This is a genomic window from Actinomadura litoris (assembly GCF_009733595.1).
GTDB lineage: Bacteria > Actinomycetota > Actinomycetes > Streptosporangiales > Streptosporangiaceae > Spirillospora > Spirillospora litoris.
In genome coordinates, this window is sequence record NZ_WOFH01000002.1 from 357799 (window position 1) to 375257 (window position 17459).

Genomic DNA, 17459 nt, shown 5'->3' on the forward strand with positions numbered 1-17459 from the left:
GTTGCGGAATCATGCCTACGGATCACATCATCGACTATCCGAGTTCCGCCGATCACGCGGGCGAGCTTCCCCCGGAGTTCGACGCGGCGCGCGGGCCGGGGCCCCTGCCCCGGGTCCGCCTGCCCGACGGCCGGACCGCCTGGCTGGTGACCCGCCACGAGGACGTCCGCACGGTGCTCGCGGGCGGCTCCTTCACCCGCGATCTCTCGGAACCGCGCGACGGCGGCGGCGCGAGCCCGGTGCGGACGGTGAACATGGACGGCCGCCCGCACCTGGAGCTGCGCGGCCTGGTGTCGCGGGCGTTCACCGTGCGGCGGGTCGAGGCGATGCGCCCGCGCGTCCAGGAGGTGACCGACCGGCTGCTCGACGCCATGGAGGAGCAGGGGCCGCCCGCCGACCTGGTGCGGCACCTCGCCGCCCCGCTGCCGTCCATCGTCATCTGCGAGCTGCTCGGCTTCCCCCACGCCGACCACGCGATGCTCGGCGACTGGTGCGACCGCATCACCGCCGTGGGCGGGGAAGGGCTCGACCAGTCGGCGGGCCGCGAGCTGGGCGCCTACATCGACCGGGCGGTCCGGGCGCGGCGCGCGGGCGCGGACTCGGGCACCGACCTGCTGAGCACGCTGGTCCAGGCCCACGACGAGGAGGAGCGGCTCGGCCACGAGGAGCTGATCTCGCTCGCGATCGTCCTGCTCGCGGGCGGGCTGGAGACGACCCAGACCGCGATCAGCGCCGGGCTGGTCAGGCTCCTCCGGAACCCCGAACAGCTCGGGAGGCTGCGCGCCGACCCCGGCCTGCTCGGTTCGACGATCGAGGAGCTGCTCCGCTTCCAGCCGGTCATCGACCTGAACCGGGTCCAGAAGGCCACCGAGGACGTGCGGCTGGGCGGGCGGCTCGTGCGCGCGGGCGACCTCGTCCAGATCTCCATCAACGCCGCCAACCGCGACGAGGACGCCTTTTCCTGCGCCGCCCGCTTCGAGATCGCGCGGGAGCCGAACCCGCACCTGGCGTTCGGCCACGGCGCGCACCACTGCCTCGGCGCCGCCCTGGCGCGGGCCGAGCTGCGGGCCGCGTTCGCGACGCTCCTGCGCCGCTTCCCGCGCCTGGACCTGGCGGAGCCGCCGGAGAGCCTGCGCTGGCGCGGCGGCCACGTGACGCTGCGCCTGGAGGAGCTGCCCGTGACCTGGTGAGACGCGTCCCGTCCGGTCCGCGGGGAAGCCGCGGGGAACCCGCAGGGAAGGAGCGCACATGCTCGTCTGCCGATACGCCGACGGCGGCCGGCGCGGATACGGGCGCGTCGACCACGACCACGTCGTCCCGGTCGAGTACGACCCGGGGGCCGGACGCTGGGTGCCGCGCCCCGGCCCCGCGCGGCCCCTCGGCGAGGTGCGGGTGCTGGCCCCCGCCGAACCCACCAAGATCGTTTGTGTCGCGCTCAACTACCGGGCCGAGGGGGCGGCGGGGGCCGGGCGTCCGGCGGACTCCGCCTCCATGGCCGTCGTCCTGAAGCCGCCGTCCTCGCTCGTCGGGCCCTGGGCCCCCGTCAGCCATCCGGGGCGCTCCTGGGTGCTCAAGCACGAGGCGGAACTCGCCGTCGTGATCGGAACGCGCTGCAAGAGGGTCTCCCCGGGGCGGGCGGAGGCGGTCGTGGCGGGCTTCACCTGCGCGAACGACATCACCGCCTACGCCCGTGACGGCGCCGGGCCGGGCGGGCACCCGGTGTGGGCCAAGCACTTCGACGGCTGCACCCCGCTCGGGCCCTGGCTGGCGACGGACCTGGACGCGGCGGACGCCGAGATCACCTGCCGCGTGGACGGCGAGCTGCGCCAGCGCGGCAGCACCCGCGACCTCCTCACCCCGGTCCACGACGTCGTCGCCCTGGTCAGCGAGCACATGACGCTGCTGCCCGGGGACGTGATCCTCACCGGCACCCCGGGAGGCTCCGGCCCGCTGCCCGTCGGCGGCCGGGTCGAGGTGGCGATCGGGGGCGTCGGCACCCTGTGCAACACCATCGGCGAGCCGTCCGGCGCGGCCGGGGAGACCGGCGCCGCCGGAAGCGAACGAGAAGGAAGGTCCACACCATGAGCGCGATCGACGAAGGCGCACACTTACGCGCGGCCGACCGGCCGAACCCGGTCGGGTTCCTGGACGGCCGCGACCTCCTGGAGCGCGACCTGCTCCGGCTCTGGCAGGGCCGCGACGGCAACCTGCTGGACCGCATCTCGCACTACGCCCTGGTACCGGCGGGCAAGATGCTCCGCCCGCTGCTGGTGCTGGAGTCGGCGCGCTGCGTCGGCGGCCGTCCCGAGGGCCTCGCCCGGCCGGCCCTCGCCCTGGAGTACCTGCACGTCTCGACGCTGGTGCACGACGACATCATCGACGAGGACGACATGCGCCGGGGGCGTCCCTCCGTCCAGGCGGCCTTCGGGCTCGCGTCCGCCATCGTCGCCGGGGACGGGCTGCTGCTGGAGACCTTCGCGGCCCTCACGGACGCGCCGCCCGAGGACGTCCCGGCGGAGGCCGTCGTCGCGCTCGTGAACACCACGGCCGAGGCCGGGCTGAGCGTGTGCCGAGGGCAGCTCATGGAGACCGAGCTGGTCGGCGACCTGGACTGCGGGGTCGAGCGGTACCTGGCCATGGCCGGGCTGAAGACGGGCGCGCTGTTCGAGGCGTCCTGCCGGGCGGGGGCGATCCTCGGCGGCGCCCCGCGGGAGTGGATCGACGCGCTGGGGGGGTTCGGGAGCCGGCTCGGAGTCGCCTTCCAGATCCGGGACGACCTGCTGGCCTTCGACGGCCCGCTCGCGCTCATCGGCAAGCCGCAGGAGAGCGACCTGCACAACCACCGCCCCACGCTGCCGATCCTGCTGGCCTACCAGCGCGCCTCCGCCGCCGACCGGGAGCGGCTGGAACGTGCCTTCCACGAGGACCAGCCGGTGGAGAAGTCCTACGCCGTCGTGAGCGAGGTGCTGGAGGCGACGGGCGCGCGGGCGGCGGCCGGGGAGGTCGCCGCCGGGCTGATCCGCCAGGCCAAGGACCGCCTCGCGGCGCTCCCGGCCGGGGAGAGCGTGCTCGCGCTGGCGGAGATCGCGGACTACGCGGCCCGGAGGCGGTTCTGAATGCCCGGCCGCCGGCTCGGCAGGACGCTCACGGCCCACCTGCGGACGTGGCGCCCCTACACCCTCTGGTACGTCGGCCTGGTGGGGCTGGCCGGCGCGACGCTGACCCGCGAGATCACCGGCGGCGACCGGCGGGAGACGGCGGGGCCGGTCGTCGCGTGGCTGGTCCCGACCCTGGTCTGGGTCGCGGCGCACTACCTGGGCGACTACCTCGACCGCGACCTCGACGCGATCGACAAGCCGCAGCGGCCGATCCCGTCCGGGCGGATGCGGCCCGCGACCGCGCTCGCCTGCGGGGCGGTCCTCGCGGCGGGGGCCTGCGCGGTCGCGCTGAGCGTCAACTGGCGGACGGTGCTGGTCCTGGCGGGCGGCATCGGCGGCGCGGTCGCCTACAACGGCTTCTTCAAGGCGCGGGGGCTCTGGGGCAACCTGGTGCGCGGCGCGCTCACCGGCGCCGCGCTCCTGTTCGGCGCGATGACGGCCGCCTCCGCCCCGCCGGTCGAGCTGCTCCCGTTCGTGCTGGTGTTCGCGGCGCACGACGCCGCCTCGAACCTGGTCGGGACGCTGCGCGACGTCGCCGGGGACCGCGAGGGCGGCTACGCCACCTTCGCCGTCCGGCACGGCGTCCGGGCGGGGGCGTGGACCGCCGTCGCGCTCTACGGCGCGGCCGTCGCGGCGGTGCTCGCGGGGCTGCCGCTCCTGCCGGGCGACCGGTGGGCGCCGCTCCCCGTGCTCCTCGTCGCGGTGGCGCTCGCCTGCCACGCGTTCAGGATGCTCTTCGCCAACGGGCGCGTCCCGCCGCCGCGCGTCGCGCTGCGCTCGCACGGGGTGCTGGTGGTCGAACGGCTCGTGCTCGCGGGCGCGCTGCTCGTGCCGGGCCTCGGCCTGCCGGCGGCGGTGGCGCTCCTGCTGCCGATGCTCGCCGTCACCCTCGGCACCCAGCGTGCGATGCGCTCCGCGCACGAGTTCCCCTCCGGGGGCCCCGAGCCCACGCGCGGCGCGTCCGAACTGACCGGTACGAAGTGAGGAAGGCGAGGACGCCCCCGTGCGCGCATCCCTGAGCAGTCGAGTCGAGCGTTCGGTCGCGCGGGCCGCCGAGGCCCTGTTCGCGGCGCAGCGCCCGGACGGGTCGTGGCCGAACCGGCGGCCCACCGCCGTGCTGGGCACGGCGGGCGCGGTCGTCGCCCTGCACCTCGCCGACCCCGAGCGCTCGCGCGACCTGGTCGAGCGCGGCGCCCGCTGGCTGGTGGAGGCCCAGAACGCCGACGGCGGCTGGGGCGGGGTCGCGCGGGCCCCCACGCAGTTCGTGCCGACCGTGGTCGCGGCGTCGGCCCTGCACCTGCTGGATCCGCGGGGGGCGCGGGAACCGGTGCGGCGGGCGCGGGACCTGCTGGACCGGCGCGGCGGCGTGCGCTCGCTCACCGACCCCGGCATGGCCCACATGGCCGCGACGTTCCTCACGCTCGCGGGCCTCGGGGACATCCAGGGGTCGCGGCGCATCCCGCTCGAACTGCTCATGCTGCCCCGGCGGTTCTGGCGGCCCCGGCTGTCGTTCCGGGTGGCGCCGTTCGTGGCGATGGCGTTCGTCCAGGCCCGCCACGACCCGCCGAAGGGCCTCGCGCGCCTGCTGCACCGGCTGGCCGTGCCCGCCGCGTACCGCGCGCTCGCGGAGGTGGAGCGCGGCGAGAACGACCGCGGCGGCTACGGCGGGGACAACTGGCTGGTCTCGGTGGTGTGCATCGGCCTGAGCCGCGCCGGCGCCCCGGAGGAGCTGGTCTCCGCGACCGTCGGCTACCTCCGGTCGAACGTGCACCGGGACGGCTCCTGGCACATCATGCAGGGGCTCGACCTGATCGGCGGCTCCTACGTCGCGCGCGGCCTGGCCGACGCCGGGTTCGCCGCCGACCCCCGGCTGGCCCGCGCGCGGGCGTGGCTGCGCGGATGCCAGCAGGACGAGGCGTTCCCGATCTTCGACGCGCCGCCCGGCGGCTGGGGCTGGGAGGGGCCCCGGGGCTGGCCGAACATCCTCGACAGCGCCAACGTGCTGTCCGCCCTCGTGGCGGCGGGCGGGGAGGGTGACGGGGAGGAGAGCCTGCGGCGCGGGCTGCGCTGGCTGGAGTCGCGGCAGGACCGCGCGGGCTCGTGGGGGACCTTCGTCCCCGACACGACGCTCGCGAACGACGGCCCCTGCCCCTATGTCACCGCGCAGTCCGTGGAGGTGCTCCTCGACGGCGGCGTGTCCCGACAGGACCCGAGGATCGCCAAGGCGCTGGAATGGCTGCTCGCCGCCCAGCGCGCCGACGGCGCCTACGAGGCGCTCTGGTACCGCGGCCTCACCCCGGGGACGTCCATGGCGCTCGTCGCGTTCGGCCGCGCCGGGCTCACCGGCCACCCGGCCGCGACGCGCGCCCGCGAGGCCCTGTTGGACGCCCAGCTCGCGGACGGGTCGTGGGGCCCCGGCGAGACCGGCGTCCCCGGCGACGACGCCTCGGCGGGGACCGTCGAGGAGACCGCGTGGGCCCTGCGGGGCCTGCTCGCCTGCGGCGTCCCGGCGGACGACCCCCGGCTCCGGCGCGCGGCCGAGTGGATCGTCGCCGCCCAGCGCGGCGACGGCCTGTGGGAACCGAGCCCGGTCTGCATGCACATCCGCGACCTCGCCTACTACGTGGACGGTCTGATCGTGAACGGCCTCGCCCTCAAGGCGCTCGGGAGCTACCGGGACGCGGCGGCGGGCAGCCCGCTCGAAGAACAGGGGGCGCCATGACGGCGCGGCACCCGGACGCCGACGTCGTGATCTGCGGATCGGGCGTCGCGGGCCTGGCGGCGGCCAACGCGCTCGGCGGGCTCGGGCTGGAGGTGATCCTGCTCGACAAGAAGCGCAGCCAGCCGCCGATCGCGAAGGGCGAGGTGCTCCAGCCCGGCTCGCTGGACATCCTGGAGGGCTGGGACGTGCTGCGCGTCCTGGAGGCCAGGGGGGCGGCCCGCATCGACCGGCTCGTCGCCCGCGAACCGGACGGCGCCGAACTGCTGGCCATGGACTTCGGGGCGCTCGGCGGCGCGCGGCCGTGGATGCTCTCCCACTACTACACGACGATCCTGGACTGCCTCGGGGAGTCGCTCGGTCGGACGGTGCGGTGGCGGCGCGGCGTCCTGGTGGACGACGTCGTCCGGGACCCCGCCGGGCGCGTCACCGGGGTGCGGACCATCGAGGACGGCGCCGCGCGGGAGATCGGCGCGCGGCTCGTCGTGGCGGCGGACGGCATGTCCTCGCGGCTGCGCAGGCTGTCGGGGATCACGGCGGAGCCGCTCGCCTACGACCACCGGCTGCTGACCTTCGAGCTGCCGTGCGCGCCGCCGGTCCCCGACGAGGTGTCCGCCTACGTGACCGGGCGCGGACTGGTCATGGTCTACGCGCTGCCCGACGGGGCGACGCGCCTCTACGTCCAGGTGGCGGCCGACGAGCTGCGCGGGATGGGGGCCGACCGGCTGCGGGAGTGGGTCGCCGGTCTCGTCGGCCAGGTGCCCGCGCTCGGCCCGCTCGCGCCCGCGATGCTCGACGGCCTGGACCGCCGCCAGCTCCTGAAGGTCTGGCGGTACGTGGTGCCGTCGCTGGTGCGGCCGGGCATCGCGCTGATCGGCGAGGCCGCGCACAGCGTCCACCCGCTGGCCGCGCAGGGGATGAACACCGCCATCGGCGACGCGCACGCGCTCGCCGCCCGGCTCTCCGGCGTCGACGTCGAGGACGGCGCGGCGGTGGACGCCGCGCTGCGCGGCTACGAGGACGGGCGGATGCGCAGGATCGGCGACGTCCACGCGATGAGCCACAACGCCGCGCGCATGATGACCTCCACCTCGCGCGGCGGCCGGCTGCTCGGCCGGAGGCTGCTGCACAGCACGGCGAGGAGCGCGCGGCTCCGCTACCTGACGACCTACAACATGTCGGGCCTCGGCATGCGCCGGCTCGGGACGCTGGACCGGCTCTTCCAGCTCGGCGTCCTGCCCGACCGCCGGGGAGCGCCCTCGCTCGCGCCGGAGTGAACCACGGATGCACCGACGACAGAACGGAAGTGTTGCGAGATGGCGGAGTCAGCCACGACGGCGTTCGACGTCCGGCCGCTGTCGGGCGCGCTGGGCGCCGAGATCCACGGCGTGCGGCTCGCGGAGATCACCGATACGGAGTTCGCGGAGCTGCGCCGCCTGCTGCTGAGATATCTGGTGGTCTTCATCCGGGACCAGCACGACTGGCCGCCCGAGTCGCGCGTCGCGTTCGGCCGCCGGTTCGGGGAGCTGGAGGTCCACCCCTACCTGCCGCACCTGGAGGGCCACCCGGAGATCCAGATCATCGACTCCGAGCAGGACGGCAAGATCCCCATCTGGCACACCGACATGACCTACTCGCCGAACCCGCCGATCGGGTCCGTCCTGCAGATCGTGCGCAGCCCCGGGACGGGCGGTGACACGATGTGGTCGAACCAGTACCTGGCCTACGAGGCGCTGTCGGCGCCGCTGCGCGGGCTGCTCGACGGCCTCACCGCGATCCACGCCATCCACATCCCGGGGCTGGACAGCAGGGCGGAGCACCCCGTCGTCCGCGTGCATCCGGAGACCGGCCGGCGGTCGCTGTTCGTCAACCGGGCCCACACCTCGCACATCGCGCAGCTCAGCCGCAACGAGAGCGACGCGCTCCTCCAGTTCCTCTACGAGTTCTCCACCGCGCCGGAGTTCACCTGCCGCCACCGGTGGCGGGACGGGGACGTGGCGATCTGGGACAACCGGGCCACGCAGCACTACGCCGTCGACGACTACGCCGAGCGCCGGACGGGCCTGCGCGTCGTCGTCCTCGGCGACAGCCCGAGCGGCGACCCGCCCCGGTGGGACCACTTCCAGCCCCGGCCGGGCGAGCGCTACGCGCCCTTCCGCGTGAACGCGAAGGAGCCCTACTGATGGCGCGGGCGCCGGCGGAGCCGGCGTCCCCGGAACCCCGCTACGGGGACTTCCTGCGGCTGGACACGCTGCTGTCCCTGCAACGGGAGTCGGAGAAGGCGCACGACGCGCACTTCTTCTTCACCGTGCACCAGGTGTACGAGCTGCAATTCAAGATCATCCTCTATGAGCTGGACGCGGCCGTCGCGGCGGTGGCGGCCGACGACGTCCCGCGCGCGGTGTACTGCCTGCGGCGCGTCCGCGCGGTGGAGGAGATCCTCGTCGCGCAGGTCGCCACGCTGGAGACGATCAGCCCGGGGGGCTTCGCGGTGCTGCGCGGGACGCTGGCGAGCTCCAGCGGCCTCCAGTCGGTCCAGTTCCGCGAGATCGAGTTCCGCTCCGGGCTGAAGGACCCCGGCTACCTGGCCACGACCCGCATGTCGGGGCCCGAGCGGGCCCGGCTGGAACGCCGGCTGAGCGAGCCGTCCCTGGGGGACGAGTTCCGGTGGCTGCGCCTGCGGCGGGGCGATCCCGACCTGGTGGAGCTGTACCGCGCGGAGGTGCCCGGCGACGGGCTGGTCGCGCTGGCCGAGGCGATGATCGAGCACGACGAGGGCTTCGGGCTCTGGCGGTCCCGGCACGTCCCCATGGTGGAGCGCCTCATCGGGCGGCGGCGCGGCACCGGCGGCTCCGCCGGGGTGGACTATCTGCACGCCACCACCGCCAAGCGCTTCTACCCCGAGCTGTGGGAACTGCGGGCGCGGGTATGACCCGGCGCTTCACCGATCCGCCGAAGAGAGAACACGGAGAAGGGCAGAGAACTGTGAGAACCCTGGACAACCGCATCAAGAAAATCGTCATTCTCGGCGGCGGGACGGCGGGTTGGATGGCCGCGTCCTATCTGGGCAAGGCATTACAGGGAACCGTGGACATCACGGTCCTGGAGGCGCCGTCCATTCCGCGCATCGGCGTCGGCGAGGCGACCGTCCCGAACCTCCAGCGGGCGTTCTTCGACTACCTCGGCATCCCCGAGGACGAGTGGATGCGCGAATGCGACGCCGCCTTCAAGATCGCGGTGAAGTTCGTCAACTGGCGCACCCCCGGCGAGGGCCAGAGCACCCCGCGCGACCTCGACGGCCGCCCCGACCAGTTCCACCACCCGTTCGGCCTGCTGCCCGACGAGGACCAGGTCCCGCTGTCGCACTACTGGTTCCAGCGCCGCCACGCCGGGCGGACCGACGAGCCCTTCGACTACGCCTGCATGGCGGAACCGGCCATGATGGACGCCAAGCGCGGCCCCCGGTGGCTGGACGGCCGCCGCGCCACCCGGTACGCGTGGCACTTCGACGCCCAGCGCGTCGCCGACTTCCTCTGCCGCTTCGCCACCAAGAAGCAGGGCGTCGAGCACGTCCAGGACACGATGGAGGAGGCGCTGCTGGACGAGCGCGGCTACATCACCGGCCTGCGCACCGCGAGCGGCAGGGTCCTGGAGGGCGACCTGTTCGTGGACTGCTCGGGGTTCCGCGGGCTGCTCATCAACAAGGCCATGGGCGAGCCGTTCGTGGACATGGGCGACCACCTGCTGTGCGACCGGGCGGTGGCCACGGCGGTCCCGCACGACGACGCGAGCCTCGGGGTCGAGCCGTACACCTCGTCCATCGCGATGAGCTCCGGCTGGACCTGGAAGATCCCGATGCTGACCCGGTTCGGGACCGGCTATGTGTACTCCAGCCAGTTCACCACCCAGGACGAGGCGACCGAGGAGTTCAGCCGGATGTGGGGCCTGGACCCCGAGAAGGAGGACTTCAACCAGGTCCGGTTCCGCGTCGGCCGCAACCGCCGCGCGTGGGTGCGGAACTGCGTCAGCGTCGGGCTCGCCTCCTGCTTCGTCGAGCCGCTGGAGTCCACCGGCATCTACTTCACCTACGCCGCGCTGTACTGGCTGGCCAAGCTCATCCCGAACGGCGACTTCGACCCCGTCCTGGTGGACCGCTTCAACCGCGAGATCCAGGTGATGTTCGACGACACGCGCGACTTCCTCCAGGCCCACTTCTACTGCTCGCCGCGCGTCGACACCGAGTTCTGGAAGGCCAACAAGGAGCTGAAGCTGTCCGACTCCATCCAGGAGAAGATGGCGCTCTACAAGGCCGGGCTCGCGATCAACCAGCCGGTCACGGGCGAGAGCGACTACTACGGCAACTTCGAGGCGGAGTTCCGCAACTTCTGGACCAACGGAAGCTACTACTGCATCTTCGCCGGGATGGGCTACTTGCCCGACCGGCCGCTCCCGGCGCTGGCCTACAAGCCCGAGTCGGTGCGCGCGGCCGAGCCGCTGTTCGAGGAGGTCAAGCGCCGCCAGCGGGAGTACGCCGAGACGCTGCCCAGCAACTACGAGCTGCTGCGGGCCATCCACGGCCGCTGACGCGGCGCCGGTTCCTCGGACGGGTGCGGCGGACCCGTCCGGGGAGCCGGCCGGGCGCGAGCGCCTACCGGCGGGGCGGCAGGAGCCGGGCCAGCTCCTCGGCGATCCGCGTCCAGGCCGCCGTGCCCGGGGTGATCACGTCCATGTGGTCGGTGTCCGGCAGGGTGAGCAGCGTCGCCGCGCGGCCCGCCGCCTCGGCGTACGCCTCGCTCAGCCCGATCGGCACGTCCTCGTCGGCGGTGCCGTGCACCACCAGCTGCGGCACGTCGATCGGGGCCAGCGCCGCCGGGTCGGCCCACCGGTAGACCTCGGGCACCTCGTCCGGGCCGCCGCCGAGCAGCGTGCGCACCGCGTCGTCGCTCAGCCCCAGCCGCGCGGCCGCCGCCAGGTCGCACACGCCCGCGAGCGAGACGACCGCGGCGGGGGAGAGGCGTCCCGGCCCGGCCGCCCGGTGCGCCGCCCACAGCGCCAGATGCCCCCCGGCCGAGTGGCCGACCAGGGCCACGCGGGCGGGATCGACCGCCCCGCCGCCGAGACCGGCCATCGCGTCCAGCGCGGCGGAGACGTCGTCGAAGGTGCCGGGCCGGCCGCCGCCCGGCATGTCCATCCGCCGGTACTCGATGTTCCATACGGCGTAGCCGCGGGCGTTGAGGTCGGCGGCCATCAGGCGCATCAGGTCGAGCCGGTAGCGCGCGCGCCAGTAGCCGCCGTGGATCAGGACCGCGGCCGCCCCGTCGCCCCCGGGCCAGTACTCGCCGAACTGCTCCGGCGAGGGCCCGTACGGGACGGTCCGGTACGCGCCCTCCGGCGCGCTCGTCAGCCGGGCCAGCCGGGCGGGGTAGGGCTCCGGCGCTCCGCCGTCGCTCGTGGTCGTCACGTCAGCCCCTTCGGATCGTCCGGGAAGTCCCGGTACCGGCCGGACGCCGCGACCTCGCGCAGCCGCGACAGCCCCTCGTGCACGTCGATGTGGCGGGTGTACAACGGCGGGAAGCCGAGTCTGAGCCGCTCGGGTGCACGATAGTCCGGGACCACCCCGGCCGCCTTCGCCGCCTGGCACACCGGCCAGGCGGACGGGTGGCGCAGGGTGAGGTGGGCGCCGCGGCGCCGCCCGTCGCGGGGCGAGGCCGCCCGGAACCCGAGCGGCGCCAGCCACGCGTCGGCCAGCCGCAGCGCGTACCCGGTCAGGCTCCGCGCCTTGGCGGCGACGGCCTCGATCCCGGCCTCGGCGGTCAGGCGCGCCCCCTCCAGCGCCGCGTACCCGGTCAGCACCGGGGGAGTGCCGACGAGGAAGCGCTCGATCGCGGGCACCGGGCGGTAGTCCGGGCCCATCGCGAACTGGTCGCTCTGCCCGAACCAGCCCCAGATCGGCTGCTCCAGCCGCGGCTGGAGGTCCCGCCGCACGTACAGGAACGCGGGCGAGCCCGGACCGCCGTTCAGGTACTTGTAGGTGCAGCCGACCGCGAGGTCCGCGCCGGCGGCGGACAGGCCGACCGGGACGGCCCCGGCGGAGTGGCACAGGTCCCACAGCACCAGCGCGCCGTGCCGGTGCGCCGCCGCCGTCACGGCGGCCAGGTCGGCCACCGCGCCGGAGCGGTAGGCCACGTGGGACAGGCACACCAGCGCGACCCGGGCGTCCAGCGCGGCCTCCACGTCCTCCGGCCGCACGCCGTCGTCGAGGCCGGGGCCGATCCGCCGCACCTTGAGCCCGCGCGCCGCCGCGACGCCGTCCAGGATGTACCGGTCGGTGGGGAAGTTGTCGTCGTCGGTGACGATCACGTCGCGTCCCGGCCGGGCGTCCAGCGCCGCGACGGCCAGCTTGTACAGGTTGACGCCGGTCGAGTCGGACAGCACGACCTCGCCCGGCTCCGCGCCGACGATCCGCGCGACGAGGTCGCCCGCCTCGCGGCCGACCGGCAGCCACCGCCGCCAGCCGTCGATCAGCTCCTCGCCCCACTCGTCGGCGACCGCGCGCAGCCGGTCGCGGGTGGCGCGCGGCAGCCGGCCCAGCGAGTTGCCGTCCAGATAGACAATGGCGGGATCGGCGATGACGAACCTGTCCCGGAAAGCGGCCAGCGAATCGGCCGCGTCTAATCGCCCGGCCTCTTCCACATACGGATCGGTCATCGCCTCACAATACGGCCCGCCGTGCGCACGCAAAACCCCTAGCGCGTGGAACGCGATTTGGAAAGCCCTCACTCTTCAGGGTATTCGCGGCCGCCGCCGTCGGGCAACGTGGCTGATTGGTGGAATCGCAGGACGAACGGAGAGTCGCGATGGACTTACGCAGGATGGGACGCCGGCTGCTGCATGAGTTCAACTACGCGATGGCGCTGAACTGCATGACGATGGGCTTTCCTTTCGACATGGTGCTCTATCTGCGCCAGGAGCGGGACGACTTCATCGGCGAGGGCCGGGCGGAGGAGGCGCCGCCGGTCCAGCCGCCTCCGGACGGCCATCCCGAGCGCCTCGTTCCCTACGCCGCGCTGAGTCCTTCGGAACGCGAGTTCTGGTCCCATCTGGACCACCGGACGTGAACTCCATTGACGAGTGGGCAGTCGCCCATTTAGAGTGGGCATATGCCCACTAATCCTTCCGCACGCGTCCCGCTCTCCGAGAAAGAGCTCCATCGACACAGGCAGGTGGCCGAGGCGTTCGGGTCGGACCCCGCGCGCTACGACCGCACCCGGCCCAGCTACCCCGGGGCCCTGGTGGACCGGATCGTCGCGGGCCGCGCCGGGCTCGACATCGTCGACGTCGGCTGCGGCACCGGCATCTCCGGCCGCCTCTTCCAGGCGGCCGGGTGCGCGGTGCTCGGGGTCGAGCCGGACGCGCGGATGGCGGAGTTCGCCCGGAGCCGCGGGCTGGAGGCCGAGGTGGCGGCGTTCGAGGACTGGGAGCCGTCCGGCCGGGCCTTCGACGCGGTCGTCTCCGGCCAGAGCTGGCACTGGCTCGACCCGGCCGCCGGGGCGGCGAAGGCCGCGCGGGTGCTGCGGCCCGGCGGGCGGCTGGCGGTGTTCTGGAACGCCGAGACGCCGCCGCCCGACCTGCTGCGGGCCTTCGGCGAGGTCTACCGGCGGGTGCTGCCCGACTCGCTCGTCGCCCGCCAGTGGACGGCGACGGCCATGGACGGCTACGCGATGCTGTGCGCCAAGGCCGCCGGCGGGATGCGGGAGGCCGGCGCGTTCGGCGAGCCGGAGGAGTGGCGGTTCGCGTGGGAGAAGACCTACACCCGCGACGAGTGGGTGGACCAGCTGCCGACCCACGGCGACCACGGCCAGTACCCGGTGGCCGAGGTGGAGGAGGTGCAGGCGGGGATCGGCGCGGCCGTCGACGCGGCGGGCGGCGCCTTCACCATGCGCTACACCACGATCGCGATGAGCGCGGTGCGGGCGTCCGCCTGACGGCCCGGCACCAGGAGGGAGACCACCACGATGGCCTGGATGGCGCAGTTATCGGAGCGGGGCCGGCAGCGCCACGGTGAGCGCGTCGCGGTCGTCGACGGCGACCGGCGCGTCACCTACGCGGAGCTGGACCGCCGGACCGACGGCCTGGCCGCCGCGTTCGACGCGATGGGCGTCGGACGCGGCCACCGGGTCGCGGTCCTCTCGCACAACCGCCTTGAGGTGCTGGAGACCTACTTCGCGCTCGGCAAGCTCGGGGCGGCGGCGGTCCCCGTCCACTACGGCGCGGTGCCGGACGAGGTGGCCGCGATCGCCGGCGGGTGCGAGACCTCGGTCATCGCGGGCGAGGAGGAGCTGCTGGGAAGGCTCGCCCACCCGCCCGGCCGCGCCGTGCTCGCGTTCGAGGGCGACCGGTACCGGGAGGCCGCCGCGAGCGGGGAGCGGCCGCCCCCGCGCGACGTCCCCGACGACGAGCTGATGTTCATCCTGCACACCTCGGCGACGACGGGCCGCCCGAAGGGCGTCTGCGTCGACCACCGGTCGCTGCGGTCGGTGGCGACGGGGTACCTGGCCGACGTCGAACCCGGCCGCGGCGTCGTGTTCCTCCAGTGCGGCCCCCTGTCGCACGGGGCGATGGTGCTGCCGCTCGCCTACATGGCGACCGGCGCGACCGTCGTCCTCATGCGCATGTTCAGCCCGCCCGAATGCCTCGCCACGATCCGCCGGACGGAGGCGACGCACCTGTTCCTGGTGCCGGAGATGCTGCGGTTCATCCTGCAGGCGGCGAAGCGCTCGCCGGTGGACCTGCCCAGCCTGCGGGAGGTCATCTACGCGGCGGCGCCGATGCCGCGCCCGCTGCTCCTGGAGGCGCACGCGGCGCTCGGATGCGGGTTCCGCCAGGTCTACGGCATCACCGAGGGCGGGGGACCGGTGGCGACCCTCGCCCCGTCCGAGCACGACTACGCGCCGGGAGAGCCCGCGGGCGCGGGCGCCTCGGTCGGCCGGGCGATCATGGGCACGGTCGTGGAGCGCCGCGACGGCGGCGAGCTGTGGGTGCGCGGCCCGGGCCGGATGCGCGGGTACTGGAACGACCCCGCCGCCACCGAGGAGGCCGTGCGCGACGGCTGGGTGCGCACGGGCGACCTCGGCACGGTGGACGAGCACGGCTACGTCCACCTCGCCGGGCGGGTGAAGGACGTGATCAACCGCGGCGGGCAGAAGGTCTTCCCGGCGGAGGTCGAGCGCGTGCTGCTCGGCCACCCCGGGGTGCGCGAGGCGTGCGTCGTCGGCGTCCCGAGCGAGGAGTGGGGCGAGCTGCCGTTCGCCTACGTCGTCGCCCCCGACGGCGCCGATGCCGCCGAGGAGTTCGTCGCCTCGCTCAAGGACCTGGTCCGCGAGCGGCTCGCCCGGTACAAGCGCCCGGTCGGATTCGAGGTCGTCGGGGAGCTGCCTCGCAACCCCGCGGGCAAGGTGACCCGGCGGCACCTTCGCACGCAAGCGGCGCGCCGCGCCGCCGAGCCCGCCGGCCCCCGCTCGTGACAGGAGGATCCATGAGCACGAAAGGCGCCGAACTCGACCACGTCCTCGACCGCCTTCGAGCGCTGCTGCGGGAGGTCTGGGACGAGCATCCCGCCGACCTCCCGGTGGACGGCGACGCGACGCTGCTGAGCCTCGGCGTCGACTCGCTGACGCTGGTGTCGCTGCTCGACCGGGTGGAGGCGGAGTTCCACACCGCGTGGGACCCCGACGACCCGCCCGGCGCCTACAGCTCGCTGCGCTCCATCGCGGTCGCGGCCTCGCCCGCCGCACCGCCCGCGGCACCGCCCGCCATGCCGCCCACCGGGCCGCCGCTCGCGTCCGGGCTCGCCGCGTCCGGGCTCGCCGCGTCCGGGCGCCGCCATGTCGCGGTCGAGGACTACCGGTCGCTGATGAGCTCGTTCCCGACCGGCGTCGCGGTCGTGACCGGCGTCGGCGCGGACATGCTGCCGCGCGGCGCCACCTGCTCCGCGCTGTGCAGCGTCACGCTCGCGCCGCCGACCCTGCTGGTGTGCCTGAAGACCGGGAGCACCACGCTGGAGGCGATCGCGGCGCGGCGGAGCTTCGCGGTCAACCTGCTGAACGCCGGGGCCCGCCGGACCGCCGAGGTCTTCGCCTCCCCGGTGGCCGACCGGTTCGCCCACGTCGGCTGGCGGCCGACGGGGGCGGAGGGGCTGCCGTGGCTGGAGCGCGACACCCTCGCCGTGGCCGAGTGCGCGGTGGTCGGGACGTTCGCCGTCGGCGACCACACGGCGGTGCTCGGCGAGGTCGTCGGCGCCGAGATCCTGCCCGGCGAACCGCTGCTGTACGGGATGCGCCGGTTCGCGGCGTGGACGGCGGGAGGGCGGGCGCGATGACCACCACCGAGCGCGGGACCGGGCTGGCCGACCAGGCCGGCGACGCCGCGGCGGTGCTCTCCTGGTTCCGGCGGATGCGGGAGAGCGAGCCCGTCAGCCACGACGCGGAGGCGGGCGTCTGGCACGTCTTCCGCCACGCCGACGTCGAGCGGGTCCTGGACGACGCGCGCACCTTCTCCTCCGACTTCAGCCCGCTCATGCCCGCCCAGGAGGACGTCGACCGCTTCATCAAGGGCAACATCCTGCGGAAGGACCCGCCCCAGCACCGCAAGCTGCGCACGCTGGTGAGCAAGGCGTTCACCCCGCGCGTGGTCGCCCGGCTCGAACCGCGCGTCGCCGCCATCACCGACGAGCTGCTGGACGCGATGGGCGGCGCGGAGCGGATCGAGCTGGTCGCGGACCTCGCCTATCCGCTGCCGGTGACCGTCATCGCCGAACTCCTCGGCATCCCGGCCGGGGACCGCCCGACGTTCGGCCGCTGGGCCGACTCCCTGGTGGCGCCGGAGAGCCAGACGGGCTTCATCCCGAACGCCGAGCGCACCCAGGCCATGGCGGTGGTCATGCGCGAGATGAACGCCTACTGCCTGGAGCACATCCGGAGCCGCCGGGTCCGGCCGCGGGACGACCTGACCAGCGCGCTCGTGGCCGCCGAGGTGGACGGCGAGCGCCTGGAGGACGAGGAGATCGTCGGGTTCGTCGGGCTGCTGCTGCTCGCGGGCCACATCACGACCACGGCACTGCTGGGCAACGTCGTCCAGACCCTGGACGAGCACCCCGGGGCCGCCGCCGCGCTGCGCGCGGACCCCGCCGGGCTGCCCGCCGCGATCGAGGAGGTGCTGCGCCTCCGCACGCCGCTCGCGCCGAGCATGCGCCGGACCACCGCCGACGTCCGGTTCGGCGAGCACGCCATCCCGGCGGGCACGATCGTCCTGGCGTGGCTGGCCTCGGCCAACCGGGACGAGCGGCGCTTCGCCGACCCGGACCGCTTCGTCCCCGGCCGCGAGCACAACGCGCACCTGAGCTTCGGGCACGGGATCCACTTCTGCCTGGGCGCGCCGCTCGCCCGGCTGGAGGTCCGGATCGCCGTGGCGAGGATGCTCGCCCGGTGGAGCGAGATGTCGGTCGGCGAGGGGGCCGAGTTCCACGACGCCCGGGGGATCTCCGGCGCCCGGCGGCTGCCGCTCCACGTCCGCTGGGTCTGAGA

Annotated in this window: 16 protein-coding genes; 14 read left to right on the forward strand and 2 right to left on the reverse strand. The window is 74.5% G+C overall.

Going from position 1 to position 17459, the window contains the following annotated elements; genetic code table 11:
* The first annotated feature begins 11 nt into the window (after window positions 1-11).
* Genes GNZ18_RS06120 through GNZ18_RS06160 form a run of 9 tightly spaced genes read left to right on the forward strand, consistent with a single transcriptional unit; the run spans window position 12 to window position 10461 of the window.
* Window positions 12-1190: a cytochrome P450 gene (locus GNZ18_RS06120; RefSeq protein WP_156215161.1), complete on the forward strand. Its 1179-nt coding sequence runs from the start codon at window positions 12-14 to the stop codon at window positions 1188-1190.
* A gap of 58 nt (window positions 1191-1248) precedes the next feature.
* Window positions 1249-2085 (forward strand): fumarylacetoacetate hydrolase family protein, encoded by an 837-nt coding sequence (locus GNZ18_RS06125; protein WP_156215163.1) that lies wholly within the window; start codon window positions 1249-1251, stop codon window positions 2083-2085.
* Entirely contained in the window at window positions 2082-3116 is a 1035-nt protein-coding gene (locus tag GNZ18_RS06130) for a polyprenyl synthetase family protein (RefSeq protein ID WP_156215165.1), read from the forward strand. The genes GNZ18_RS06125 and GNZ18_RS06130 overlap by 4 nt, the downstream gene beginning before the upstream one ends.
* Window positions 3117-4142, forward strand: a complete 1026-nt coding sequence (locus GNZ18_RS06135; protein WP_156215167.1) for a UbiA family prenyltransferase — start codon at window positions 3117-3119, stop codon at window positions 4140-4142.
* Between the two features lie 19 nt (window positions 4143-4161).
* Complete coding sequence (locus GNZ18_RS06140; protein ID WP_216651176.1) at window positions 4162-5880, forward strand: prenyltransferase/squalene oxidase repeat-containing protein; 1719 nt, start codon at window positions 4162-4164, stop codon at window positions 5878-5880.
* Window positions 5877-7154 carry an FAD-dependent oxidoreductase gene (locus tag GNZ18_RS06145; protein ID WP_156215169.1) on the forward strand — a complete coding sequence of 426 codons (1278 nt, stop codon included), beginning with the start codon at window positions 5877-5879 and terminating at the stop codon, window positions 7152-7154. The genes GNZ18_RS06140 and GNZ18_RS06145 overlap by 4 nt, the downstream gene beginning before the upstream one ends.
* A 39-nt stretch (window positions 7155-7193) precedes the next feature.
* A complete protein-coding gene (locus GNZ18_RS06150; RefSeq protein WP_156215171.1) occupies window positions 7194-8060 on the forward strand; it encodes a TauD/TfdA dioxygenase family protein in 867 nt (288 codons plus the stop codon).
* The gene (locus tag GNZ18_RS06155) at window positions 8060-8809 is read left to right on the forward strand and encodes a tryptophan 2,3-dioxygenase family protein (RefSeq protein WP_156215173.1); all 750 of its coding nucleotides are present in this window, start codon (window positions 8060-8062) and stop codon (window positions 8807-8809) included. The genes GNZ18_RS06150 and GNZ18_RS06155 overlap by 1 nt, the downstream gene beginning before the upstream one ends.
* 53 nt (window positions 8810-8862) lie before the next feature.
* The gene (locus GNZ18_RS06160) at window positions 8863-10461 is read left to right on the forward strand and encodes a tryptophan halogenase family protein (RefSeq protein ID WP_312874325.1); all 1599 of its coding nucleotides are present in this window, start codon (window positions 8863-8865) and stop codon (window positions 10459-10461) included.
* A gap of 64 nt (window positions 10462-10525) precedes the next feature.
* Here the strand turns inward: GNZ18_RS06160 and GNZ18_RS06165 are convergent, their stop codons facing one another.
* Window positions 10526-11338, reverse strand: coding sequence for an alpha/beta hydrolase family protein (locus tag GNZ18_RS06165; protein WP_216651177.1), 813 nt, complete (start codon window positions 11336-11338; stop codon window positions 10526-10528).
* The gene (gene kynU, locus GNZ18_RS06170) at window positions 11335-12585 is read right to left on the reverse strand and encodes a kynureninase (protein ID WP_156215177.1); all 1251 of its coding nucleotides are present in this window, start codon (window positions 12583-12585) and stop codon (window positions 11335-11337) included. The genes GNZ18_RS06165 and kynU overlap by 4 nt, the downstream gene beginning before the upstream one ends.
* 149 nt (window positions 12586-12734) lie before the next feature.
* Here kynU and GNZ18_RS06175 point away from each other — a divergent pair, with 149 nt between their 5' ends.
* The 5 genes from GNZ18_RS06175 to GNZ18_RS06195 all read left to right on the forward strand — a co-directional run bounded on the left by GNZ18_RS06175 (window position 12735) and on the right by GNZ18_RS06195 (window position 17457).
* Window positions 12735-12995, forward strand: a complete 261-nt coding sequence (locus GNZ18_RS06175; RefSeq protein ID WP_156215179.1) for a DUF6059 family protein — start codon at window positions 12735-12737, stop codon at window positions 12993-12995.
* A gap of 105 nt (window positions 12996-13100) precedes the next feature.
* Window positions 13101-13862, forward strand: coding sequence for a class I SAM-dependent methyltransferase (locus tag GNZ18_RS06180; protein WP_308166148.1), 762 nt, complete (start codon window positions 13101-13103; stop codon window positions 13860-13862).
* A gap of 39 nt (window positions 13863-13901) precedes the next feature.
* Window positions 13902-15401 (forward strand): class I adenylate-forming enzyme family protein, encoded by a 1500-nt coding sequence (locus GNZ18_RS06185; RefSeq protein ID WP_216651178.1) that lies wholly within the window; start codon window positions 13902-13904, stop codon window positions 15399-15401.
* 11 nt (window positions 15402-15412) lie between these two features.
* On the forward strand, window positions 15413-16255 hold the full coding sequence (locus GNZ18_RS06190) for a flavin reductase (protein WP_156215185.1): 843 nt from the start codon (window positions 15413-15415) through the stop codon (window positions 16253-16255).
* On the forward strand, window positions 16252-17457 hold the full coding sequence (locus GNZ18_RS06195) for a cytochrome P450 (RefSeq protein WP_156215186.1): 1206 nt from the start codon (window positions 16252-16254) through the stop codon (window positions 17455-17457). Before GNZ18_RS06190 ends, GNZ18_RS06195 begins: the two co-directional genes overlap by 4 nt.
* Window positions 17458-17459 lie beyond the last annotated feature (2 nt).